This window comes from Pseudomonas sp. FSL W5-0299 (assembly GCF_005930655.1).
Taxonomy (GTDB): domain Bacteria; phylum Pseudomonadota; class Gammaproteobacteria; order Pseudomonadales; family Pseudomonadaceae; genus Aquipseudomonas; species Aquipseudomonas mandelii.
The window spans coordinates 39,427-64,788 of record NZ_RXHX01000024.1 but is presented as its reverse complement, the minus strand read 5'-3'; the positions used below and the strand labels follow the sequence as shown (position 1 = coordinate 64,788).

At 59.1% G+C, this 25,362-nt stretch carries 20 protein-coding genes; 4 read left to right on the top strand and 16 right to left on the bottom strand.

All coding sequences use genetic code 11. From position 1 onward, the window contains the following. Nucleotides 1–81 precede the first annotated feature (81 nt). Nucleotides 82–981, bottom strand: coding sequence for a LysR family transcriptional regulator (locus FHL16_RS23865; protein ID WP_077749479.1), 900 nt, complete (start codon nt 979–981; stop codon nt 82–84). Nucleotides 982–1,110: 129 nt separating this feature from the next. Here FHL16_RS23865 and FHL16_RS23860 point away from each other — a divergent pair, with 129 nt between their 5' ends. From FHL16_RS23860 to treS, 3 genes are all read left to right on the top strand, one after another. Next, complete coding sequence (locus FHL16_RS23860) at nt 1,111–2,514, top strand: MFS transporter (protein ID WP_077749478.1); 1,404 nt, start codon at nt 1,111–1,113, stop codon at nt 2,512–2,514. A gap of 148 nt (nt 2,515–2,662) precedes the next feature. Next, nucleotides 2,663–3,025: a hypothetical protein gene (locus FHL16_RS34105; protein ID WP_158080551.1), complete on the top strand. Its 363-nt coding sequence runs from the start codon at nt 2,663–2,665 to the stop codon at nt 3,023–3,025. Nucleotides 3,026–3,312: 287 nt separating this feature from the next. Beyond that, on the top strand, nt 3,313–5,379 hold the full coding sequence (gene treS / locus FHL16_RS23850) for a maltose alpha-D-glucosyltransferase (protein ID WP_077749476.1): 2,067 nt from the start codon (nt 3,313–3,315) through the stop codon (nt 5,377–5,379). Between the two features lie 27 nt (nt 5,380–5,406). On the opposite strand, the gene FHL16_RS23845 is transcribed toward treS, so the two are convergent. The 15 genes from FHL16_RS23845 to rfaH form a co-directional block, all read right to left on the bottom strand. Further along, nucleotides 5,407–6,456, bottom strand: a complete 1,050-nt coding sequence (locus FHL16_RS23845) for an acyltransferase family protein (protein ID WP_077749475.1) — start codon at nt 6,454–6,456, stop codon at nt 5,407–5,409. A 514-nt stretch (nt 6,457–6,970) separates the two neighbouring features. After that, nucleotides 6,971–8,443, bottom strand: a complete 1,473-nt coding sequence (locus FHL16_RS23835) for a family 16 glycosylhydrolase (protein ID WP_077749508.1) — start codon at nt 8,441–8,443, stop codon at nt 6,971–6,973. A gap of 5 nt (nt 8,444–8,448) precedes the next feature. After that, nucleotides 8,449–9,504, bottom strand: a complete 1,056-nt coding sequence (gene galE, locus FHL16_RS23830; RefSeq protein WP_077749473.1) for a UDP-glucose 4-epimerase GalE — start codon at nt 9,502–9,504, stop codon at nt 8,449–8,451. A 30-nt stretch (nt 9,505–9,534) separates the two neighbouring features. Beyond that, complete coding sequence (locus FHL16_RS23825; protein WP_077749472.1) at nt 9,535–10,953, bottom strand: oligosaccharide flippase family protein; 1,419 nt, start codon at nt 10,951–10,953, stop codon at nt 9,535–9,537. A 15-nt stretch (nt 10,954–10,968) separates the two neighbouring features. Further along, on the bottom strand, nt 10,969–11,922 hold the full coding sequence (locus FHL16_RS23820) for a glycosyltransferase family 2 protein (protein ID WP_077749471.1): 954 nt from the start codon (nt 11,920–11,922) through the stop codon (nt 10,969–10,971). A 17-nt stretch (nt 11,923–11,939) separates the two neighbouring features. Then, nucleotides 11,940–13,253, bottom strand: a complete 1,314-nt coding sequence (locus FHL16_RS23815) for an O-antigen ligase family protein (RefSeq protein ID WP_077749470.1) — start codon at nt 13,251–13,253, stop codon at nt 11,940–11,942. Then, entirely contained in the window at nt 13,250–14,362 is a 1,113-nt protein-coding gene (locus FHL16_RS23810; protein WP_077749469.1) for a glycosyltransferase, read from the bottom strand. The genes FHL16_RS23815 and FHL16_RS23810 overlap by 4 nt, the downstream gene beginning before the upstream one ends. Beyond that, nucleotides 14,359–15,441 carry a glycosyltransferase gene (locus tag FHL16_RS23805; RefSeq protein WP_077749468.1) on the bottom strand — a complete coding sequence of 361 codons (1,083 nt, stop codon included), beginning with the start codon at nt 15,439–15,441 and terminating at the stop codon, nt 14,359–14,361. Before FHL16_RS23805 ends, FHL16_RS23810 begins: the two co-directional genes overlap by 4 nt. A 2-nt stretch (nt 15,442–15,443) precedes the next feature. Then, nucleotides 15,444–16,148 carry a WecB/TagA/CpsF family glycosyltransferase gene (locus FHL16_RS23800; RefSeq protein ID WP_077749467.1) on the bottom strand — a complete coding sequence of 235 codons (705 nt, stop codon included), beginning with the start codon at nt 16,146–16,148 and terminating at the stop codon, nt 15,444–15,446. Nucleotides 16,149–16,161: 13 nt separating this feature from the next. Next, entirely contained in the window at nt 16,162–17,502 is a 1,341-nt protein-coding gene (locus tag FHL16_RS23795; protein WP_077749466.1) for a UDP-glucose dehydrogenase family protein, read from the bottom strand. 47 nt (nt 17,503–17,549) lie between these two features. Continuing rightward, on the bottom strand, nt 17,550–18,941 hold the full coding sequence (locus FHL16_RS23790; protein WP_077749465.1) for an undecaprenyl-phosphate glucose phosphotransferase: 1,392 nt from the start codon (nt 18,939–18,941) through the stop codon (nt 17,550–17,552). A 168-nt stretch (nt 18,942–19,109) separates the two neighbouring features. Then, complete coding sequence (locus FHL16_RS23785) at nt 19,110–21,425, bottom strand: GumC family protein (RefSeq protein WP_077749464.1); 2,316 nt, start codon at nt 21,423–21,425, stop codon at nt 19,110–19,112. A gap of 2 nt (nt 21,426–21,427) precedes the next feature. Beyond that, on the bottom strand, nt 21,428–21,961 hold the full coding sequence (locus FHL16_RS23780; RefSeq protein WP_077749463.1) for a polysaccharide biosynthesis/export family protein: 534 nt from the start codon (nt 21,959–21,961) through the stop codon (nt 21,428–21,430). A 12-nt stretch (nt 21,962–21,973) separates the two neighbouring features. Continuing rightward, nucleotides 21,974–23,134 (bottom strand): outer membrane beta-barrel protein, encoded by a 1,161-nt coding sequence (locus tag FHL16_RS23775; RefSeq protein WP_077749462.1) that lies wholly within the window; start codon nt 23,132–23,134, stop codon nt 21,974–21,976. Between the two features lie 27 nt (nt 23,135–23,161). Then, entirely contained in the window at nt 23,162–23,698 is a 537-nt protein-coding gene (gene rfaH, locus FHL16_RS23770) for a transcription/translation regulatory transformer protein RfaH (RefSeq protein WP_077749461.1), read from the bottom strand. 611 nt (nt 23,699–24,309) lie between these two features. Between rfaH and FHL16_RS23765 the strand changes: the two genes are divergently transcribed. Then, complete coding sequence (locus FHL16_RS23765) at nt 24,310–25,287, top strand: NAD-dependent epimerase (RefSeq protein WP_077749460.1); 978 nt, start codon at nt 24,310–24,312, stop codon at nt 25,285–25,287. The last annotated feature ends 75 nt before the right edge of the window (nt 25,288–25,362 follow it).

The window sequence follows — 25,362 nt, the reverse complement described above, 5'->3', positions numbered from 1 at the left end:
TCTATCCAGATCGCTGGCCCGACCGGTGTGGCCCGAAGCAACGCATAGAGTCTAGACCCGGCGGCGACAAAAATCAGTTTGCTAATCCAGCGATCCCGCACACACCGCCCGAAGACATCCGCGCAACCACTGGTGCGCGGCATCGGCGTCCATTCGCGGGTGCCAGAGCATTGAAATGGTGATCACTGGCGTGGCGAGCGGAAGGGGAAAACTGTGGAGGCCGGCGCGCAGCGTGTGGGTGTGGCGTTCGGGCACCGTCGCGATCAGGTCCGAGGCCCGGGCCAACGCCAGGGCCGCGGAAAAACCGCCGACGATGGTGACGATCTCACGGGTCAGTCCAAGCGTGTCCAACGCATCATCCATTGGCCCTTGGTCCCGTCCGCGCCGCGAGACCAGGACATGCCGGCCGGCCGCATACCGGGCGGGCGTGATCTTGCCCATGCTCAGTGGATGCCCCGGCCGTACCACGCCGATGAAACGGTCCTGGTACAACGCGCGGGTACGCACTTCCGGGCTGGTGGTGTCCGCCACAACGCCGGTTTCCAGATCGACCGTGCCGTCCCGCAGCAGGGTGCTGTCCTGGTTCAGTTTCTGCAAAAAGTGCAGCCGTACCCCCGGTGCTTCTTCGCTGAGGCGAGCAATCAACGCCGGCCCGAAGTTTTCTACAAAGCCGTCGCTGGTGCGCAGGGTGAAGGTGCGTACCAAGTGCTTGAGGTCGAGCTGCTCGGCGGGGCGCAGTACCGCTTCGGCGTGCTGCACCAGTTGGCTGACGTGTTCGCGCAGTTCCAGTGCCCGGGGTGTCGGCACCAGGCCGCGACCGGCGCGGACCAGCAAGGGATCGCTGGTGGTTTCACGCAGTCGCGCCAGCGCCCGGCTCATGGCCGACGGGCTCAGCCGCAGTCGTTGGGCGGCACGCGCCACACTGCCTTCTGTGAGCAGCGCATCGAGGGTAATCAGCAGGTTCAGGTCGGGAGTCGTCATGCTTTAACGTTAGCACGGCCGGATGGTGACATGGCGTTGTGTGCAGGTATCAAGTGCAAACGGTGCGTCTTCCGCCTTGTCAGGCGCCGGCATACGCTGAAGGTCTACAGTTCACAAGTGAGCCCTACCATGAAACTTATCGCATCCTCCGGTTCGGTCCGCTGGGCGTTGGCCAGCCTCTCGCTGTCGATGCTGATGCCTTCGCTCGACACCAGCATCGCCAATGCAGGATTGCCCACCTTGTCCCAGGCACTGGACGCTTCATTCCAGCAAGTGCAGTGGATCGTCCTGGCCTATCTGCTCGCGATAACCACCTTGATCGTCAGTGTTGGGCGTTTGGGCGACATCGTCGGGCGTCGCCGCTTGATGCTGGCCGGCATTGCCATTTTTACGTTGGCTTCGCTGGCGTGCGGCCTGGCGCCGTCGCTGGGGTGGCTGGTCGCCGCCCGGGCCGTGCAAGGTCTGGGCGCCGCGATCATGTTGGCGCTCACCGTGGCGTTGGTCGGTGAGACGGTGCCCAAGGCGCAGACCGGCAGCGCCATGGGATTGCTCGGCACGGTGTCGGCGATCGGCACCACGCTGGGGCCGTCGCTCGGCGGCATGTTGATTTCCGGCTTCGGCTGGCAGGCGATTTTTCTGGTTAACCTGCCGCTGGGTGTTTTGAACGTTGTGCTCGCCTATCGCTATTTGCCCGCCGATCGCCAAGCGCCGAAGGTTCAGCGCGGCGCATTCGATCTGCTCGGCACGCTGGTGCTGGCCCTGACGCTCGGTGCGTATGCGCTGGCCATGACATGGGGCGAAGGCGATTGGGGTTCGCTGAACCTTGCGTTATTGCTCATCGCTGTTGCCGGGGCAGGCGTTTTCCTGTTCGTCGAGGCGACAGCTGCATCGCCTCTGATCAAACTGGCGCTGTTGCGTGATCGGGGATTGAGGACGAGCCTGGCCATGAGCATGCTCGTCTCGACGGTGATGATGGCGACGCTGGTGGTCGGGCCGTTTTATCTCTCGGGCGCACTCGGTTTGAATGCCGCGTTGGTCGGGCTCGCGTTGTCCGTCGGCCCGCTGGTGGCTGCGTTGGCGGGCGTCCCCGCCGGCCGTCTGGTGGACCGTTTTGGTGCTCAGCGCATGACCGTTTCGGGGCTCGTCGCGATGGCGCTCGGCGCGTGCGTGTTGTCGCTGATGCCGGCGCGCGTCGGCATCATCGGCTACCTCGCGCCGATTGCAGTGATGACTGCCAGTTATGCGCTGTTCCAGGCGGCCAACAACACATTGATCATGACCGATGTTAGCCAGGATCAGCGCGGCGTCATTGCGGGTTTGCTCAGCCTGTCACGCAATCTCGGCCTCATCACCGGCGCCTCGGTCATGGGCGCGGTGTTTGCGCTGGCGGCATCGACGCCCGACATCACCCATGCAGCCCCGGACGCGATCGCCCATGGCATGGCAATCACCTTTGCGGTCGCGGCGGGGCTGATTGGCCTGGCGTTCGCCATTGCGTTGCCCGCGCTGAAAAGAGAACCCGTGGTGGCGTAACGCAGAAGAAAAAAACGCTCGCCAAAAAAACGGGTTGGCGGGCGTTTGGGAAGCGTTATTCAGGAACTGAAAAAGCCCCTTGTGGACGTCTTGCTGTTCACCTGAGCGTGGAGCTTTTGTGGTGAGGGGCTTTGTTGTCGAGCATTGAATGGGTGCTCGATCAGCGGCAGGCGTAGCAGAAGTCCGAGTTCGTGTCGGAACCGAAGTCAAAGCCACCGTCGGCAACACGGTCCTGCATCAAACGATCAGACCCGCCTTCCGCTACACGCGTACCGCGCATATTGCTGTTGGCACCGTAGGCAAGGCTGTTCTGCTTCAGATGATCGGAGCCATCCGATGCCAGTTGCCGTTCTTTCAAGCGGTCAGCACCGCCCTCGGCAAGGTGTTGGTCAGCGGGTTTATCAGCGGCGTGTTGGACCAAAGGGGCCGTTGCATCCCGATCTCCGCCTGCCCGGCTTCCGCCGGCAGCGCCAGCGTGTGGTTCGGCGATCCGACGTCAGCGTCGAATTGACTTGAGCCTGGACGTTTTTGGGTCCGGTCAAGCCTTGGCATTTGACGTCTGTATCTTAAACAGAGGCGAAATTACGTCACTTATGCCTAGGTTGCTTCGAAGGGATATATAGGTGTTAAGGATTCACCCACAGGTATGACTTGCAACAGCAAGCGGATTCTGAATCGTCACCGCGTGATGCAACGAATGCCGACCCAGGGCCTCATATGAAAAGGACGGGTCCATCGGTGCAGGTACGCATGGGATGGCCACGCGCACTTTTTCCCCGACAACAGGTGATTGCTTTTATGACCGCGGCTGACAAAAACCATGTGACCTGGCTGGTTGAACAATCGATGCTGCATGCCGCCAGGCAGCGGGCCAAGCTCTATTCGGGGCAAGGTCGACTGTGGCAACAGCCTTACGCCCATACCCGGCCCCGTGATGCTTCCGCCTTGGCCTCGGTGTGGTTCACCGCCTACCCGGCGTCCATCGTCACCCGCGAAGACGGCAGCGTGCTGGAAGCCCTGGGCGACGAAACCTTATGGCATGCCCTGTCGAAAATCGGCATCCAGGGTATTCACAACGGGCCGCTGAAAATGTCGGGCGGCCTGACAGGCACCCAACGCACGCCGACCATTGACGGCAATTTTGACCGCATCAGTTTCGAGATCGACCCGCAACTGGGCACCGAGGCGCAGCTCCAGGCGCTGGTGCGCATGGCCGCCGCGCACAATGCGGTGATCATCGATGACGTGATCCCTTCGCACACCGGCAAAGGCGCAGACTTCCGCCTGGCCGAGATGGCCTATGAAGACTATCCGGGCCTCTACCACATGGTCGAAATCCGCGAAGAGGACTGGCCGTTGCTGCCGGACATCGCCGATGGCCGGGATGCACAAAATCTCAGTCCGCTGCAGGTCGACGTGCTCCGGGACAAGCACTACATCGTCGGCCAGTTGCAACGGGTGATTTTCTTCGAACCCGGGGTCAAGGAGACCGACTGGAGCGCGACGCCAATCGTGATCGGCGTCGATGGCAAGCTGCGACGCTGGGTCTATCTGCATTACTTCAAGGAAGGGCAGCCGTCGTTGAACTGGCTGGACCCGACCTTCGCCGCGCAGCAGATGATCATCGGCGATGCGCTGCACGCCATTGACGTCATGGGCGCGAAAATCCTGCGCCTGGACGCCAACGGATTCCTCGGCGTGGAGCGCAAGCTCGACGGCACAGCCTGGTCTGAAAGCCATCCGTTATCGATCACCGGTAACCAGCTGCTGGCCGGGGCGATCCGCAAGGCCGGCGGTTTCAGTTTCCAGGAGCTCAACCTGACCGTCGATGACATCGCCAACATGTCCCACGGCGGCGCCGACCTTTCCTATGACTTCATCACCCGACCGGCCTACCAGCACGCGTTGCTGATGGGCGACACCGAGTTCCTGCGCTTGATGCTGCGGCAGATGCACACCCTCGGCATCGACCCGGGATCGCTGATCCATGCCTTGCAAAACCACGACGAACTGACCCTGGAGCTGGTGCATTTCTGGACGCTGCACGCCCATGACACCTACCTCTACCAAGGCCAGACCTTCCCGGGCAACATCCTGCGTGAACACATTCGCGAGCAGATGTACGAACGTCTGGCGGGCGAGCACGCGCCCTACAACCTGAAATTTGTCACCAACGGCGTGTCTTGCACCACCGCCAGCATCATCACGGCAGCGCTGGGAATTCGTGATCTCGACGCAATCACCGAGGCGGACATCCAACAGATTCGCCAGGTGCATTTGCTGTTGGTGATGTACAACGCCATGCAACCGGGCGTGTTTGCGCTGTCCGGCTGGGACCTGGTCGGCGCGCTGCCGTTGCCGGCCGAACAGGTTGAGCATTTGATGGGTGACGGCGACACGCGCTGGATTCATCGTGGCGCCTACGACCTGGTGGACCTCAATCCGGACGCACCGCTGTCCGCAGGGCAAATGCCACGGCCGAAAACTTTGTACGGCAGCCTGCCCAGCCAGTTGAAGGACTCCGATTCGTTCGTCTCGCAACTCAAGAGGATCCTCGCCGCGCGCCGCGCTTACGATATCGCCGCCAGTCGGCAGATCCTGATTCCCGATGTCCAGCACCCGGGCCTGCTGGTCATGGTCCATGAATTGCCGGCCGGTAAAGGCACGCAAATCACTGCGCTGAACTTCGGCTCGACGCCGATCACCGAAACCTTGCACCTGCCCAATATTGCGCCGGGCCCGGTGGTCGACATCATCAACGAGCGAGTCGAAGGTGATCTCACGCCTGAGGGTGATTTCACCATTACGCTGGATGCCTACGAAGGGTTGGCACTGCGCGTCGTGAGCACTTCGCCGATGATTTGAGGGCGTCGGTTGGCGCCCAGGTGGGCGCTAATCAGCTTCGACACGCTTGAAGGACAATGAAAGGATTTTCTTGATCTGCCTGGCCATGGGCGTTTCTATCTTTTTGTGGATGATGTAAGACGCACTGATCATCAAGGCGATGGTGCCCCACAGCAGTACGTGCGGGTTCATCGCCGGATAGGCAAGGTTAAAGATCATAAAGCCGATCATTTGATGGAGCAGGTAAAGGGGATACGTGAGCGCGCCTAATGCCGTCCAGTTCAATGCACCGATGGCTGCCGTTTTATTCGTTGCGATCAAAAGAAAGGTCATGAAGAACAGGGTAATCATGCCGCATACGATCAGAAGATCGAATTCGGTTGAATATTTTGATTCGAGCAGTTGGGCCCAGGCAATGGCGGTGTAGTTGGCCAATGCCAATGACCCCGCCAACAGGAGCACCCGTATCGTTGTGAATCCCTTGGCCCAGATAATGTAGAACGTCGAGCCCGCGATGAAATAGGCCGCGTAATCGGTAATTAATATCGAGCGCAGCTTTTCAAAAGCCAGGACTTCTGCGGTGGCGGAGACCAACAGCCACAGTACGAGGAAGGTCTCTATTTTTTCTATTTTCTTGAAGCCCAACAGAAAGGAGATCATCAGGTAGAACTTTATTTCGACAAACAGCGACCAGTAGACCCCGTCAATCGGTGGCACACCCATCAAGTCGCCAAGGAATGTCATGTTAATCATGTATTGGTAAATATCAGCCGTGAATCTTGGCCGGCCGATGGCAAGCGTGATCAGGAACGTCAGGGTGCAGCACACCCAGAAAGCAGGGCAGAGACGAACGACACGGGATATAAAAAATGCCCTGAGGTTATTGCCCGAAGCGGTCATCAGGATGACGAATCCGCTGATCATGAAAAACAGTTCGACGCCCAGATAACCGTATTTGGCAGGCTCGGCCAACAACGGGTAGGGCATTACTGACATGTCGCCTTTTGCATACCCCCGAAAAGCATAGTGAAAAAACACGACTGCGATTGCCGCGAGGAAGCGCAGCAAGTCCAGTTCTTTCAGCCGGCCTTTGATCATGTCTATGCGCTCCAGACGTGTTAGCGCTGAATGGAAACTGACCACGTTGCCGATTGAAATTTGACCCGGGCTGAACGCTATAGCAGCAGTAGCGCTTCGTGGAGTTCTATTGAAGGTGTCATGCCTTCTTCTTTGCGTCGGCTGTCGAGCCAACGTCTGGTTTTGTCTATATCGAAGATCTGGCCCTGATCCATCAAGTTCAAAAGGAGCTCATCGGACACCCGATAGCGCCCGCAGTCCGGGCAATCCCTTTCCTCCCACGGGCCCTGACACTGAATGCGTTCCGCCACGCCGACACAGATAAGGCAATTCATCGTGATCATCCATTTTTGTTATTTAACCGTCGCCGTGAGCCGGTTGAGACGCCCGGTACGGGAATCGTCGGTGGCACGGAGGAGGCTGGAACGCGGTCGACCCCTGCGGTCGAAAGAAAGTTCAGGGGGGGTGGCGCTGTCAGGATAAACAGGTCGTATCTATCACTTGAGGCGACGTCAGCCAGGCGACGGTTGAATGGCTATCGACGCCGTTGCCACACCTTGACGTAGTCGACGCGGAAGGTAGAGGGCAGGTCAGCATCGTCGACCACGCCGAACCACTGCCACATGGCCTCACTGTCAAACACAACCTGCATCGGGAAGAAGAAATGGTTGTTTTTCGATTCCCTGACCAGCACGCCATCGACGTACCAACGCAGGGTGTCGGGCTGCCAGTCGAAGCCGTAGACATGGAAGGTATCCGCCAGGCGCCAGGGACTGATCCAGACGCTGCCGTCGGCGATATGCTCGGTGCTATGCGGCGTGGCCCACAGGTGGGCGTTCATGTTGTACGAACGGTCTAACGCTGCGTTTTTCGTCTTGCCGCCGATTTCGAAGATGTCGATCTCGGTGGCGTTGTCCGTCATGCCCGTCCACGCGAGCCAGAAGGCGCTGGAACCGGCCGAGTTCATGGGTTTGGCGCGTGCCTCGTAATACCCGTAGAACCCGCGCTCGTTGGTCCGGACCATCGCTGAGGTGTAGTCCTTGAAACCGAGTTGTACGTATTTCTGCGGCAGGGTTTCCTTGCGAAAAACAATGTTCAGGTTGCCATTGTGGACGCTGGCATTGGCCGGGGTGAAAAGTGCCGGTTTGCGTCCGAGCGACTCGTTCCCTATGGCGTTGTTGACGTGCCAGCGTTCGAGATCGAGGGTGGTGCCATTGAAGTCGTCGGACAGTTTCGTGTCGAGCACCCACTGGCCGGCATTGACCTGATCGGACAGCGGCAGGTTGGCGTTGGTCTGGGCCGGCAATCGGCCCAGCGGTCCGACACGGGTCCAGGTATCGGCCTGTTTGGGAATGGCAACTGACCATTTATCCGCCAAGTACTGAAATGCGCGCTGGCGTTCTGCGAGGGAGGCAAACGCACGGTCGTACACCAACACTTCCGCGATGTCGCCGCGAAAGTTGTCGGCATTGCCGACCACATTGCGCCCGACGGCATACGGACCAATCGGCACATCGTAAAGCTCCAGGACGGAGACGGTCGGCCCATACGCGGTGGTCTGTTGCAGGCTGATGGCGAAGTTCGGCAACACGTTATCGTTGTGGGCGGTTTGTGGGCGTGAGCTGAACAACCGTTGCCAGGGATCGGCCTCGGCTTGCTCGGGCAATCGACGGGACACAATCAATACCGTCACAGGGCCTTTGGCGCTGCGAATGGTTTTACCCACAAACGCCGACACGCCACTGAAGCGCACGACCGAATGACCATTCAGGGCGTTTGCCATCCGCTGTGGCTGCGAGGCGGCATCGTCCACAGTGGCGTGATGGGACTCGCCGGATTTGTCGCTCCAGTGCTGGACACGGTTCTGCGCATCCAGGGTCATTGATGATGCATCGGCCGCATCCAGCCACAGCACGAGCCCGGTGGTGGGTACACCGGGGGGCGCTTGTGCGGCGTTGCAAACCATCGACACCGACAGCAGCAGGGCCAGCACAGAGGCATTAAACATCGGCTTCACTTCACGGCACTCAGCACTGGCGTTTCGAATGAAGACTGATACCCCTGCGGATTACACGACTGCCATCGCCAGGTATCGATAATCATCTGTTGAAGATCGCGCTGCGCGGTCCAGCCCAGTTCCCGCCCGGCTTTGCTGGGATCGGCCCAGCATTTGGCGATGTCACCTTCGCGTCGCGGTGCGAAACGGTAGGGAATGGTGATGCCGGTGATGTCCTCGAAACTCTGGATGATCTGCAGCACGCTGTAGCCAATGCCAGTGCCCAGGTTCCAGAAATTGATGCCGCTGTGGTGGTGCAACACCTCAAGCGCCTTGAGGTGGCCGATGGCAAGGTCGACCACGTGGATGTAGTCGCGCACGCACGTCCCGTCCACGGTTGGGTAGTCGCACCCGTACACCGTGAGTTCGGGCATTCGTCCGATCGCTACCTGCGTCAGGCAGGGCAACAGATTGTTGGGTCGGCCTCTGGGATCTTCGCCGATCATCCCGCTTTCGTGCGCGCCAATCGGGTTGAAGTAGCGCAATAACCCGATGCTCCAGCGCGGATCGGAGTGGCACAGATCGGTGAGCAACTCCTCGATCATGAGCTTGGTGCGTCCATAGGGATTGACCGGCTTGCCGGTGCCGAAATCTTCGGCAATCGGCGTGCGTGTGGGCTCGCCGTACACCGTGGCCGATGAGCTGAACACTAGCTGGAACACGTTATTGCGCGCCATCGCCCGGCACAGGTTGAGCGTGCCGGCGACATTGTTGGCGTAGTAGTCCAGTGGTTTGCGCACGCTTTCTTCTACGGATTTGAGGCTGGCAAAGTGCACCACGGCATCAATGTCGTAGCGGCTGAATATATCGTCGAGCAGGATGGGGTCGCGAATATCGCCATTGACGAAATCGACACGGGTGTGGGTCAGCAACTCAAGACGCCCGATGCACTCTCGACAGCTGTTACACAGGTTGTCGAGCACCAGCACATTGTGCCCGGCGTTGATGAGCGCCAACGCGGTATGGGAACCGATGTAGCCGGCCCCGCCAGTAATCAACGTAGTTTTGCGCATGGTGAGGTCTTCCTGTCTCAGGGATTGAATTCAGCGGGCGGTGAAAACCGATTTGAATTCTTGCGGCCAGCGCGGGTGCATGACGCTATACGCCACGGCATAGCTCAGCGCGCCAACCACGATGTTGCAGAACAGGTGCAGATAGCCGTGCAAACCCAGCTGCGGTGAAACAGACAGGACGGTTGCGGCCATGACGACCGAAGCAATCACGCTGCGGTAATTGGAGTCGAAGAACCGCTGCCAGCCGTAACCGATGGCCGCGATGAGCCCACGGATTTGCAGCGGCGTGATGATCAGCATCCGGGCCAGCAGAGCAAGGGCAGCGGCCATGCCGCCATACAGGTTGCCGAGGGTGTAGACCAGCGCCAGCGCGAGAACGGTGGTTGCCACTTCAGCCTTGATCGTGAGGTGGCTGCGGTTGACTGCCACCAGTGCCGTCGTGGCGTACATGGCGGTGTTGCCAATGGCCGCCGTGCAGGCCAGCACTTGCAGCAGGGGAATGGCGTCGGTCCACTTGGCGCCGAATATCAAAGGGATGAGGTCGTTTGCCGTGAGCGCGATGCCAATGAACAGGGGCGTCAACAGAAAGCCGCTGACGGCGGTTGAATCGCCAATGATCCCCAGGAGCCGCGACGGCTCCGCGCTACGCCGGGCGAATGCCGGCAGCGCATAGCTCAACAGACCGTTGTAAATCGCAGTGCGCGGCAGCTCGATGATACGCATGGCCATGTTGAACATTCCGACCGCGTTGACGCCGGCCGTCATCCCGAGCACCACGTTGACCCCGCGCTGAAGTGTTTGTGAGCTCAGTGCGTTGATGGCAACCGGTGCGCCGGACTTCAACAGTTCGCGCAAGACCGGACCATCGATATGGAAGGCAATGCGGCGCCGGTCTCCGAGCATCAACACGATGATGGATACCAGTTCCATGATCACCGCTTGGGCAATTACCGCCCATGCCCCCAGACCCCAGAGTGCGACAGCAATGCCGGCAACACCGCCAAACACCTTGCCCAGTAACGTGCGTGACGCCAGCATCTTGAAGTTGCCATTGCGGCGCATCTGCGCCACGTAGACGCGCGCCATCATGGTGAACAGGATTTTCACCGAGGCCACCGCCGTCATCCATTGCAGCACCGGGTCGGGCGTGTACAGCATCACTGCGCCCGAGATGACGACGATGGACACCAGGCTGACGAGCACCGCCGCCCAGAAGGCCGTGGTGATGTGTTTGTCCTCCAGCCGTTCGAGTCGTACCAACGGGTCTTCCAGAACCGATGAGTACACCAGGCCGATCAACTCGACGATGGCAATGATGACCGTGCCCACACCCAGTTCCGCCGGCGACAGCAGCCTGGCATACACGACAAACGTAATCATGGACAGGAAGATCAGGCCGAATTTCTCGGTGAAAATCCACCCTAGGGTAATGAGGCGATGATTGGCCATGGGTGTGGGACCGGTTCAATGAGCGGTGGTTGACGCCGTCGCCTTGCGCAAGGTTCTGGCGCGGGCATAGAGGTAGCGCAAGGTCGGTTTGCCGTTGGCGAAGATCAGTGCTTGCCAGGAGCACTCAAGCATTCGCCGGTACACGTCGAGCACCTCGGCATGCTCGTCGCGTCGGGAAAAGGCATTGAGAAAATCTGTGTGGTTGCCCAGCACGAAATCGATCCGTTGCTGCTTGCTGAGCTGCGCGCCATAGCGCGCCAGGTACACCTCGATGAACCGGATCTTGTTCTGGTAGTACTTCTTCGGCTGCGCGGTCATGTTGCCGCCGTTGACCGTGCGCTCCAGCAGCACCTGCGGCACCGTGTGGATCTCCCAGTGTTCGGCAATCCGGGTCCACATGTAGCGGTCTTCGGAGTAACGCAGGCTGGCATCGAAGCCGCCGAGTTGCATGATCACCTCGCGCTTGACCAGCGCGGTGGAGACGCCATTGACGACGTTGGCGTGGATGAAATCGTAGAAATGCCGGCCGTTCTTGCGCCGGTTGTCCAGTTGCCGCCGGCCGTCGCTGTAATTGACCTGCGTGTAGCAGTCGATCAGCCCCACCGACCGTCCCTGACGAGTGAGTTCGTCATACAGGGCCAGTTGCAGCTCCAGCTTTTGTGGACGAAATTGGTCATCGGCATCGAGCATCGCCACAAACGTCTCTTCCGAGTGCCGCAATCCGTGGTTGCGGGCGCTGGCCTGGCCTTCGTTGGCTTGCTGCAACAGCGTCAGGCGAAACGGCGCCACGAAGTCTTTGACCCGTTGGGGGCCGTCATCGGTGGAGCCATCGTCGACGACGATCACGTGATCGGGCAGCCGGGTTTGCTCGACCAGGGACGTCAGCGTTTGCTCGATGCTGCCGGCGCCGTTGTACATCGGGATTACGACGCACACTGAATGCGCTAGAGGGGAGGTTTGGTCTGACACGGGTGTTTCTCCTTTGATTACGCCTGGGCTGAATCGCGCGGGAATTCCCCGCCAGACGGACGCTGGCGCAGGGGTGTCGGTGATAATTCGGGGTAGGTCGCGTGGTGACGCCGAAAGGACAGGGCCAGGGTGCAGAACACCAGGAACTCGGCGGAGCGGTAGTTGGGAATCACGTACGCCACATAATTGGTGACGACGAACAAGCCGATGATCACCAGGGCACTGGCGCGAAACTGCGCCGCCTGGTTCGCCGTCACGGCGCGGTATTGTTTGAACAGCGCTTCGCCCAGCAGCAACGCCAGTGCGGTCAACTGGATGACGCCGCCGTTGAGCAGGGTCTCCATGTAGCCGCTGTGGGCGTTGCCGATGTAGCCCCAGCGAAGGATGAACGCATTGGCGTCGGGACTGGCCCAGAAGGCGCCAAAGCCGTAACCCTTGAGCCATTGTTGGTCGACAAAGGGCGCGAGCAACTCCCAGATCAACGTGCGGTCCGTGAGTGACGGATCGCGGCCGGCGATCTCCAGCAGCCACGCAAGGTGGTTGTACAGCAGCAGGCAAACCAGCAGGAACGCCAGCGTGCAACCGAAGAACAGCCACTGCGAGCGGTTGATACGCAGGCGGATCAGGGTGAGGAAATACCAGTAGCTCAACGTGCCGGAAACAATCAATGCCACGCCGGTCGCCGACTGGGCAAGCAGGATGGCAATCAGCGAAAAAAACGAGCAGAAGAGGGCCCAGCGGTTGCGTTGGCGGATCATCGGCAGCAACAGCAGGATGGCAATCGCGTTGAGCCGGGCGCCGGCGTTCTTTTCGGCAAAAATACCCTTGAATGCGCCGTCGCGAATACCACCGGACAAGAACGCGACGCCCGGCATGACCACGGCGAGTATCAATCCGATCAACGCCGCCACCCCGATGGCACAGCCGAGCATGAAGGTGATTTTTTCAAGGGGGTAGTTGTAGGCAATGAAACCGGCAAAAAACACCACGCTGAGCATCGCGATGAACCGCTTGAGGCTCAGCATCGGGTCGTGGGACCAGCCGATCGATGCGATGACGCAGAGCATGAACACCAGCAGAAAGAAGTTGCTGCGGTAAAAGGTTTTGCTGAGGAACACCTTGTTGCGGATGAAGAAGAACAAGGGCACCAACAGTGTGATCAGGCCGCAGATCTGGTTGGCGACGTTGCCTTCGAGGTCTTTATCGATGTCGCCGAAGCTGGAGGCGCCCCCCAGACTGAGGGCAAACGTGATCACCTGGATGTAGAACAGCACGCCAAACAAGGTGAAGCCATCGCGCAACGTCGAATACCTGATCTGCAGTGTGCTCATGATGACGGACTCCCGAGCAACGCGGCGAGGTAGGTCTGCACCGCGCTGGCATTCATGAACCGGGTGGCCGCATCCAGGCGGGAATGACGTTGCAGGTCCCGTGGTGTGGAGAGTTGCAGGGCAACCGCCTGCGACAGCGCGATCGGGTCGTCGACGGGCACGAGCGGTGCGACGAGGCCGCCGATGAGGATGTCCTGAGGACCATGGGGGCAGCGCGTCGCCACCACCGGTGTACCCGTGGACAAGGCCTCTACCAGCGCATTGGGACTGCCCTCGAAGCGTGACGACAACACAAAGCAATCCGCCGCGGCCACTTCTGCCAGAGGCTCACAGGTGTAACCCGGCAGGTCGAAGCGATCCGCCACGCCCAGCGTCCGGGCCTGGTCAAGCAACTGCGCCCTGAGCGGGCCTTCGCCAAAAATGATCAAGCGGGCGTCTGAATCCGGCAACGCGGCGAACGCTGTAATCAAGGTGTCGAAGCCTTTTTGCGGCACCAGGCGACCCACGGCAACAATCACCGAACCGGTTTTTTCCAGCAGCCAGCGGTGGCTTGGCGGCCCAGGCGACTTGTCGCGGAAGTCGTTATCGAGCACCGGGTTGTCGGCAATGGTCACGTCCTGGCGACGCGCAAGGGTGGTATCGACCAGGTCCTGGGCGACACCGCGCGAGACGCAGATCACCGGGTTGGGAATGAGCCGATACAGCAGTGGCGCCACCAGATACGCGACCCGCACCATGAAGTCGGGGTTGACGTGTTTGTCATGGGAAAACGCATTGCGTTCGCTGACGTGCAGGCGTGCCAGCGTGCCGGACAGCACGGCTGCGGCGATCGCCACCACGTTGACGTGCGTGAGGGCCGCCAGTTGCGCGTCAAAGCGATTGGCGCGCAGAAATCGCGCGAGTGCCGGTACCGCACGTGCGGTGCGTTGGCTTTGCAGTTCAACTTTCTTGACACGCGGGTCGAGGTTCGCCGCATGGAGGCCGCCGCCGGTGAGCAACAGCAAGGTCACGTCATTGCCAGCGTCCACCAGGGCACCGGCGAGGCGCGCCATCATTTTTTCAGCCCCGCCTGCGCCGAGGTCATGCAGGATAATCAGCAGCTTTTTCATTGGCTCCATACCTGGTAGTACGCTTGCGCGGCGTGCTGGCTGGTGTACGGATGGATGGCGTCACTGAGCATTTTTGCGCTAGGTGCAACGCCGCTTTGTGCGGTCAGGCTTTGAAGCATTCCCCGCGCCAGCGCCGGTACGTCGTTGACGGCGACCAGTTGACCCAGTCGACCGTTGTCCAGCAGTTCCCTTGGGCCGGTCTCGCAGTCGCATGCCAGCACGGGCGTGCCCAGTGCCAGCGCCTCGATCAGGACGGTCGGCATGCCTTCCTGCACGGAGCTCAGAATGAACAGCCGTGCGTGCCTCAGTAGCGGATAGGGGTTGCTCAGGAATCCGGTGAAATGCACCCGGTGCGTGATGCCCAGTCGGGCTGCCTGAGTGGTCAGTGCGTCGAGCAACGGACCGTCACCGACAATCACCAGATCCGGCAGTGTCTCGCTGCGCAACGCCAGGGCGTAGGCATCCAGCAACAGATGAAACCCTTTAGGTTCCACCAGGCGGCCCAGGCTCAACCAATAGTCGCGGGGCAAATCAGCGGACAACGGCGCTTGTGCGGCTTGAAGCAGTTGTTCGGTGACGACAGCGTTGGGGCAATAGCGGATTCGTTGCCGACCCCAGGGCATCACCTCGATGAGGGACTGGCGCAAGGCGGTGGAGACCGTGACCACTTTGCCGCTACCGCAGAGGTACAACGTATAGAGCAGGCGCAGGCTTGAAGGGCCGGCTTTCTGTTCAGTGCAATCCAGTGCCGCGTGGCGGCTGTAAATGACTTTGCAAGGAGTGCCCAAGGTGGCGAACCAGGCGCAGAGGTTGGCTTGCTCCTTGGCGGAAATCACGTGGGTGACGCCCTCACGGCGAATGAGCCGGCGCAACTGCACAATGGACTTGAGCAGGCCGACGATGCCGCCACCGCTGGCGCTGCCGAGCGTTTGAACACCTTCCGTGTCCGGCGTGTCGCCGTTCATGACGAAAAAACTCACGCGCTGGCCATCCTTGAGAAACTGCTCGGACAGCCGTTGCTGGACGCGCTCGACGCCGCCGCCCACCTTGAAATCCTTGAGAATAAACAGGATGTGCATGGTCATTCCTCAACGCTGATGGCGACTTTTCGTGACGCGATGAGCGCCAACAGGTGTACAAAGTTGTTCGGGTAGTCGATGAGGTAGCGCTTGATCGTATGGGGCTCGCGATACATGCGATAAAACGCGCGCATATGCAGGCGATTGATCAGCGCCGGGTAATAGTTGCGCGTGGCCAGGGCTTCCTGACGAATGAACCCGCCACAGGTGAAGGCGACCCCGCGAAACCCCGCGCGCAACGCGTCCTGCTCGAACTGCTCTTGCAGTCCGGCACCCAGGCCCACGATCAGGATGTGCGCTTCGCTGCGGCAGATGTCGGCCTGAATGCCCTCGGCCTGGGACGCATTGAAGTAACCGTTGTGGTAACCGGCGAGGGTCAGCCGTGGGTAAAGGGCCTTGATCTTGCTGACGAACAGTTCCAGTTCCGCTTGCCGGGCCCCGACGAAATACACGCGCTTGCCCTGTTGCTCGGCGCTGCGCAGCACAAGGTCGGCGATGGACGTGAAGTCAAAGCTGACCCTTCCGATCCTCCTGCCGGTCACACGCGACATGAAAGTCGACATCAGCATGCCGTCGCAAAAATAGGTGACGGTGTTCGGGGGCTGCTCGAAAACACTGCCAATGGACGCGAAGTTGATGAAGGAATAGGCCTGGTTGGCCTCCAGTAACTTCGTTGAGTATTGCCCGACTAATTCCAGCCTGATCATGGCGCCGCTCCTTTCAGATGACTGAGCGGGTCTGTCGGCCCACGGAGACGTAGGTAAAACCCCGTTTGCTCAACCGCTGCGGATCGAACAGATTGCGTCCGTCAAAAATCAACGGGTGCTTGAGCTGCCGGCCAAGCAAGTCGAAGTCCGGGGCTCGAAACGATTGCCACTCGGTGACGATGATCAAGGCGTCGGCATTTTTCAGGGCCGCCTCCTTGGTGCCGGCCAGGGTCAGGTCGTCGCGCGAACCGTAAATGCGCTGGGCCTCCTCCATGGCTTTGGGGTCGAACGCCTGGACGCTGGCGCCGGCGTGCCACAAGGCTTCCATCAGCACCCGGCTGGGGGCCTCGCGCATGTCGTCGGTGTTGGGTTTGAAACTCAACCCCCACAGGGCAAAGGTCTTGCCGCGAAGGGCGCCGTCGAAGTGATTGAAAATCTTCGTGTACAGGCTGGCCTTCTGTTCGTGGTTGCGCGACTCGACGGCCTTGAGTACCCGAGCATCGATGTCGACGCTGGCGGCGGCCTGTATCAGCGCCTTCACGTCCTTGGGAAAGCACGACCCGCCGTAGCCCACACCCGGATAGATGAATTGATAACCGATGCGCGGATCAGAGCCGATACCGTGTCTGACCATCTCGATATCGGCGCCCAGTTTTTCGGCGAGGCAGGCCATTTCGTTCATGAAACTGATCTTGGTTGCCAACATGCTGTTGGCGGCGTACTTGGTCAGTTCGGCGCTACGCAGGTCCATGACGATGATCTTTTCGCGGTTGCGATTGAACGGTTCATACAGTTCGCGCATGACCTCCTCGGCGTGTTGGCTGTCGGTGCCGATGATGATCCGGTCCGGGCGCATGCAGTCCTCGACCGCGCAGCCTTCCTTGAGAAACTCGGGGTTGGAGACCACGTCGAAGGTCAGGTTGCAGCGACCGGTGTCGGCCAGCACCTGCTCGATGTGCGCGCGAACCCGGTCACCGGTCCCGACGGGGACGGTGGATTTATCGACGATGATGTGATGCCGGTCCATGTTCAGCGCGATGGTTTGCGCAACGCTCAATACATGTTTGAGGTCTGCCGACCCGTCTTCATCCGGCGGTGTCCCCACGGCAATCAACAGCACATCACCATGGTGGACAGCGCTGGCGAGATCAGTGCCGAACTGCAGCCGGCCACTTTGGTAATTGCTGTGGACCAGGCTTTTCAGCCCCGGCTCGTAGAGCGGCAGCGTGCCGTCCTTCAGCGCCTGTACCTTGTCGGCGTCGACATCCACACAGAGGACGTTATGGCCCACTTCCGCCAGCGCGGCGCCTTGGACAAGGCCCACGTAACCAATACCAAATACGCTCACATTCATGATCAAACCTCAGGTCGGCGTGACAGTGATCAACGAGGGGGCAGGGGTCAGTAGATGTTTTTCGAGAACAGCGTGAAGGGGGTCTTGATGAGGATCTTGATGTCCAGCCACAGCGACCATTGGTTGATGTAGTTGAGGTCCTGGGCGACGCGCAGCTGCATCTTTTCCACCGTCTCGGTTTCGCCTCGATGCCCGGTGATCTGGGCCAATCCGGTAATCCCCGGTTTGAGGCGGTGACGGGCCATGTAGGCGCGCACTTTGCCGGTGTAGTAAATGTTGTGGGTGACCGCATGCGGGCGAGGACCGACCAGGGCCATTTGCCCGAACAACACGTTGAACAGCTGCGGTAACTCGTCAATGGAACTGCGGCGCAGAAAGCGTCCGATCAGCGTGACGCGTTCATCGTCACGGGTGGCCTGGTGCACTTCGCTATCGTCGTGGAGGCGCATCGAACGAAATTTCCAGACCTTGATCACTTCGCCGTTGCAGCCATGGCGATTTTGCTTGAACAGCACGGGACCGGCGGAAGTCAGCTTGACGGCGATCGCCACCGTCAAGAGCATCGGACTGAGGACAATAATGGCCACGGCGGCCAGGCTGCGTTCGAACAGGTCTTTGCAAAACAGGCTGGCCGGATGGGAGCTGATCAGGCTTTCGTTGAGGTAAATGGCGGGCATCCGCTCGATTTCCGAGATCGAATGGTTGAGCAATACCATGCTGCCGAAATCCGGGATCCAGACCACGTCGACATTCATGTCCAGCAGGTCGATGTACAACGCTTCGATGGTCGCGGCATGCGTCATCGGCAGGACAATGTAAACGCGGCGCACATCCAGGCGCGTGATGATTTCGCGGATCGAATCGACGTGGCCGAGCAACGGCAGGATGCTGGGGGCCGGGCCGCTGTTGTCGGCTGCGGCGATGAAACCCATGACCAGCGCACGGTTTGGTCTGGAGAGTTTTTTCGCCAGTTCATGGGCGGTCGGGCAGGTGCCGATGATCACCGCACGACGCTCGTTGCAGACCATCCGCGAATGCAACCGGGCGAAGTAATGCAGGGGCAGAAACATCGCAGCCTGGGCGACGAATCCCAGCACCGCCCAGACCATGATGACCTGGCGCGAGTAAATCGCGCTGGTCTGGGTGATGAACGCAATGGCCGCCAGCACGGCCAGCAGGATCAGCCAGCCGGCCAGCAACCGGCCGAGCCCGACCACCAGGCCGTGACGCTTGTGGTAAACCTGCATCACGCTGTAGATCGGCACCGAGCCGAGCACCGTCAGAACTATCAGGATGCGGTATTCGCTGGTGAGGCTGCCAACGCGCCAATACACGAGCAGCATCAGCAGCGAAGTCGCCAGCGTCAGTGCACACAACCACTGCCCCCAGAACGTCAGGCCTCGGCGGTGTGTCATGTGAGCGGTATAGAGAGGAGTCATGGGCTTAACCTCAAGGCAGAATTAATGCATCAACGCTGATGGGCGCGCACGGCGTGGCTCCCGCAGGCTTTTCCGTAGCTCGGCAGAGGTGAAGCAATGTGTGGTGATGGCAGAAAGACTGTGGTGAGGGGGCTTGCCCCGTTCGGCCTCGCCGCAGATTTTATGGTGTCAGCGGGGGGCGAAGTCGTAGTTATAAAACGTCTTGGAATGGTGGTAGCCGTACTTGCGCGCCTTGCGCAGGTCTACCTGGTTGAGCACGGTGCCAAATACCGGCACATGGCTTTGCTGCAACATGGCAATGCCCTTCTGCACCTGACTGATCGGCGTGCTGTCGGCCTTGACCACATAGATCACCGCATCCGAATGCTTGGCCAGCAACAGTGCATCGCTGATCATTTCCGCAGGCGGTGAGTCGATAATGATGTGGCGGTAACGCGACTTCAGCGCCTCAAGCATGCGCGCCATGCGCGGCGAACTGAGCAGATCCTGCGGTGGAGGCTGGCGTGACGGGTTTAGCGATTCGGCGGGGGAAGGCAGGCGCGGCGCGGTGAACAGATCACGCGAAGGCGGCATGACCATGCCAGCCGGCAGCATGTCCAGATTGCCCACCGAAACGATGCAGTCTTCAAGCCTGGCGGTGCCCGCAATGACATTGGCCAGTCCCGGGCTGTCAGGCGGAAAATCGAAGTTCAGTGAAAGGGTCGGTTGGCGCATGTCGGCATCGATCAGCAACACTCGCTCCAGCGAAGTGAGGGAACTGGCCAGGTTGGTGGCAATGGTACTTTTACCCTCACCGGCAACGGTCGACGTCACGAGTACCACCTGCGACGGCATTTCACTGCTTTGCAACATCAGCCAGGTGCGCAGATTGCGGATGGTCTCGGAAAAGCGCGGGTTGTCGTTGTCTTCGAACAAGCGCGCCAATTGGCGGCGACTTTTCTTCATCACCAGCGGCACCACGCTGAGCAGAGGAATGTTAAGCGTGCTTTCAATCGTCTCGTCGGTTTTAAAGGTGTTACTCAGGCTGTCGAAGAGCAGCGCCAACGCGACGCCGATCACTGCAGCCACCAACCCGACGATCCCGACAATCAATGTTTTACGTGGCTTGCTCGCTTCCACTGGCACAATCGCCGGGTCGACGATGCGCACTTTGGTGGAGTCCATGTCGGCAGTGGCCGCAGTTTCTTTCAAGCGGGTGACGAAGGTTTCATACAGTGCACGGGTGCTGTCGACTTCCCGCTGGAATTCGCGCAACTGAAATTCCTTGCGGGCGATGTCCTGGATCTGCGCCTTGTTGCTGTTGAAGGATTGGCGCAGCGAAGCTTCACTGGCTGAGGCCAGCTGGTATTGCCGTTCGATCCCGGCGACCACTTGCTGCACCTGCAATTGCAGACTGGTGGTGGCGGCGCGCAATTCCGATTGTGCGGAAATCAGGCTCGGGTGTTTCGGGCCATAGCGTCCTGACAGCTCATCGACCTTGGCTTGCGCCTTGGCTCGGTCCGCCTGGAATTGCTGGACCAGCGGGTTACTCAAGACTGCCGGCACGCTGGAGAGTCGGCTCAGGTCGCCGTTGCTCAGGGCTTTCGCCTGGCGGTATTCACTCTCGGCTTCAGCGCGGTTGCGGCGGGCGTCGACCATGCGATTGCCGGTCATTTCCAGTTCGTTGGCGCTGATGGTGGCAACCCCGCCGACATCGACCAGGCCTTGTTCCTCCCGGTAGCCCTGAAGCTTTTTCTCGGCAACACGCAGGTTGTCGCGCAGTTTGACCAATCGTGTGTTCATCCACGCGGTGGTGGTCTGCGAGGACTTTTCGCTGGTGTCGAGCTGACTGTCGGTAAAGCCATGGGCCAACGCGTTGGCCGCCGCTGCCGCCAGGACAGGGTCTGGCAGCTCGACCTCGATTTCGAGCAGTTGGCTCTTGCCGACGAACTTGACGCTGGTGTGCAGCATGAGGTTCTGCGTGACCTGATTGAAGACATCATCTTCACTTGGCTCAGCTTTCATCGGCTTCAACAGGCCGCCCAGCCCCGGGATCCATTGATCAAGGTTCAGGTCGGCCAGCCATTGGCGTGGCGTGAACCATGGCTTCGATTGCTGGCGCGGATCGGTGACCGGGTTGGTCGTCAGCTCGAGTTTTTTTACTGCTCGTTCGGCAAGGTCCCGTGATTGCAGGAGCGCCTGTTGTGTCTGCAAGTAATCAGTGGCGTTGCTGCCTGAGTCCTTGACTTGCTGGAAGGACATCAGCGGCGGGGTTTTATCGTTGAACAGCAAGGTGGTGCTGCCGACGTATTGCGGGGTGATGTTCGAGACCACAACGACCGCCAGCAAACCGCACAGCAGGACAAACCATCCGATGCTCCATTTGGCGCGCCAGATCACCCTCCAGAGTTTGAGAAGATCAATGGTGTCCTTGTCGTCGCTGTACTGCTGATGCAGATGCGTTTGCAGAGGACGTTCGACGTAGGTGCTAGGGCTGTTGTCCATGATTAGAAAAAGCCTTGTGCAATGGAAATGGTGTCACCGGGGGCAATCGTGGTGTTTCGCGTGACCTCATCGGTGAGGGTCGGGCCGCCATCACCGCGCAAGATGGTCACGCGTTTGATGGAAGCTCGCTCGGTCAGTCCACCGCCCAGAGCGATGGCTTTTTCCAGGGTCAGTCCGGGTATGAAGGGATAGCTGCCGGGTTTTTTCACTTCGCCGTTGATGTAGAACGAGCGGTATTCGATCTGGCTCAAGCTGACTTTCGGGTCGTTCAGATAGCCTTGTTTAAGTCCGTCGACGATGATCTTTTCGACCTGGCCGGGTGTGAGTCCCTTGGCGGAAATCTCACCCAGGAACGGATAGGAAAATGTGCCGGCATCGCTGAGGCGGATTTTTTTAATGCTCAGCTCCGGCTCGCCGAACACGATGATGCGCAAGACATCGCCAGCGGCCAGTTTGTACTGGGTATCAGGGTCTGCGGCGTAGGTATCGGGTAGCACAAGCAGTGCGAGCAATAAGCCCAGGGTGCGTGAGTTCATGTCGAAACCCTCTTAAAGGCTGACGTTGAAGCTGATCTGAACAACGTTGCGGGTGTAGCTTTGGTCGTCGGCATCAGAGTCGTTGTCGCGGAATCGATAGCCGAGCTCGATGTCCAGCCAGCGGCGCATCGCATACACCACGGCCAGGTTGTAGTCCTGATAGTTGTCGGTTCGGCTTTCGCCTTCGTAGACATAACGACCGTACCCGGCCTGTGCAATCGTGGTGATCCGTTCGGTCCAGCCATGGCGCCAACCGACCTGGGTGAAGGTGGACTTGACGGCATCGGCACCGTCGTCGCCCTCGGCGAGAGCCTGGCGGGCCACAAGGGTGAATGTCGAATAAGTGCGTGGTTTCCATTGCAGGTCCACTTGCCAGGTGGGGTTGTCGAGGTCTTTGGATTCGCTGCTGTCGAAGTCCTTTTTCTCATAACCGACACGGACTTTACCGGTGGTCTTTGCGGTAATGTCCCAGACGGCACCGGCGAGTACCGCGTTGGATTTGCTGCTGCGCGGGCTGTTGGGTTCCTGATAGTCAAAATTGGTGTGGTCGTACTCGAGCAGGCCACGGGTATTGCTACCGATGCGGTGATACCAGGTACTGGTCAGGGCGGCGGTATTGCGCTCTTTGTCGTCATTGATGCCGTCGGCGTTGTCGTAGCGAAGTTCCGCGTAACTGGCGCCAAAATCGATCTGGTTGTCAGCGCTCCTGGCGCCATAGGTATAGAGGCCACCGACTCTTTTGTTATTGAGCTTGTCGTTGATGCCGTCGACCGCCGTGTCCTCGGTGCGCTCCCACTTGCGGTATTCGGCGTCGAGCTTCAGACGGTGCCGGTCGGTGAACTCCATGATGCTGTCCGCCCGCACCCGTTGTGCGGTGTTCGAGGCATCCGACTCGTCGTGATAAATGTAGCGGATGGGCTGCCAGGTCAGTCGGGTAGCGCTGTTGCGATCTTCGGCCTTGAGTTCGAAAGAGGGCGCCAGCTTCGTGACCATCGAGGACTGTTTGTTGTTCTCCAGTTCTCGAAAGTTATCGTCATAGCTTTCTGAAAACAGAAAGGTAGGTGTGAAATCGAACCCGTAAACATCGATAGGTGCCGGATCAATACTCCAGGCCATTCCAGGGTAGAGGGAGGCCATGATCAGTGCAAAAGGGCAGCGTGAATTCAAGGCCATGTCATGGCTCCTGGAATAAGCGATCAGTCAGATATTGGATTGAAACGAGGGGTGCTGAAGTTCGAGGTCACTCAAGGGCATGCAGATCGCCTGGTCCCGATTCAGAAACTGCATCAGGATCATGACGCGCTCAGCCCCATGTGAAGTGATAAAAATCCCCTCGAGTGTCGACAGTGGTCCACGGATAATTTGCAGGTGGTCGCCGGGCGTAAGGGGCGGGGTATCTGGGGATACCGATGATTCGAAACAGCGTGCACGCAGGTGCTCGATGACGTTCTCAGCCACCGTCGCAGGACCATGATTGAATTCGACGAAACGACTGACGCCCCGAGTGGAACGTATGGGCGCCCAGTTGTCATTACCGCCAAGATGGATAAACAGATACCCGGGAAAAAGGGACTCGCGCACCCTCTGATATTTGCCGCGAATCAGGCGTTCACTCAACAGTTGGGGGTGAAATACGACATAGTTTTGTTGAAGCAGGTTTAGGTGGGCTCGTTCATCCTGGTGAGGCTTGCACTGCAGAAGGTACCAGTTAGAGCGTTCGGAACGGATTGCTGGCATGCTGGTAAACTCCGTATATATCGAAAGTTTAGGCAGGCAGTGGCTCTATAGAGGCCCGAGAAGTAATTAAGCCAGGCAGGGTTGTTTTTTTTATGTGAGGGGCGAAGACGTGTGTCAATAATGAATCAGGTGGTGTTACATAGGCGTAACAGCGTGATAATGAATGTCCGCTATATCTGACAGCCTGTTGGATATATAGCTTGAGTCATTATTCGGAGACAAAGCTACCGCACGGTCCATACGAAGGGGCCGCAAAAAACAAAGACTTCAGAAGTTGTCTGAGAAGCAGCGATAAACGAACAAACTGCACTCGGATTCTGTTTCATCAGACCCGTGTAGTTATTGACCACTCACGACAAGCTGTCAAACGTTCCTTGTCAAAAAACATGCCTTTCATCCAAAAGTGCATTCGGCAATGTTCAAGTGATTGTTTTTAAAGCTGATTTAGTTTCCGTCGAACGGATTAAACTTTTTTTAGCTATAAATAGTCGTCGTGGGGGGCGGGCAAACCGGAAGGATGCCACCCTGATGGGGCCAGTTATAAAACTTGGAATCACGGTCATTGCAACGCTATAACTAACTGCCTGTGATTAGGCAAGCGGGGCGGTATTATGACTATTCTCGTGACTGGCGCGGCAGGTTTCATCGGGTATCACACGGTCAAACGATTGTGCCTGGAAGGGCGTGATGTTGTTGGTATCGACAACCTCAACGCGTATTACAGCGTGGAATTGAAACATGCCCGGCTCAAGCAACTGAGCGAATTGCAAGGTTTCCGTTTTCAGAGGATGGACATTGTCGATAAGCCGTCCTTGATGGCGTTATTCGAAGACAATAAGTTCACCGAGGTCGTGCATCTGGCGGCGCAAGCGGGGGTTCGTTATTCGCTGGATAACCCGGATGTGTATGCGCAATCGAATCTGGTGGGATTCCTGAACGTGCTCGAAGCCTGCCGGCACTACCGGCCTGTGCACTTGATCTATGCGTCGAGCAGTTCGGTGTATGGCGCCAACAGCAAACTCCCGTTCAGCGTCGACGACCCGGTCGATCAACCGGTGTCGCTGTACGCTGCCAGCAAGCGCGCCAATGAGTTGCTTGCCCACAGCTACTGCCATCTCTATGGGATTCGTGCCAGCGGCCTGCGTTTTTTTACCGTGTACGGTCCTTGGGGACGTCCAGACATGGCGCTGTTCACGTTCACCGAAGCGATGCTCAAGGGCCGGCCGATTGATATCTACAACCATGGCCAGATGGCGCGTGATTTCACCTATGTCGACGATATTGTCGAAAGCATCGCCCGGTTGCTTGCGAAGCCGCCGGTCCCGGACAAGGAGGCAAATGGCGTCAACCGGATTTTCAACATCGGGCGTGGAAAACCGGTCGCATTGCTCGATTTTGTCGAATGCCTGGAAGCGGCGCTGGGCATAACAGCGCTGCGCAATTATTTGCCGATGCAGCCGGGCGATGTCGTCAAGACATGGGCCGATGTGTCGGCGCTGGCAGACTGGGTCGGTTTCTCGCCCCAGGTTGAGGTTGATGCAGGCGTGAAGCAGTTTGTGACGTGGTATCGCGACTTCTACCAGGTCTGAGTCTGGCGCTTCAATCCGACACGAAATCCACCGGTTCGAGAAGCCAGCAGGGCAGCTGCTACAGGTCATAGACAG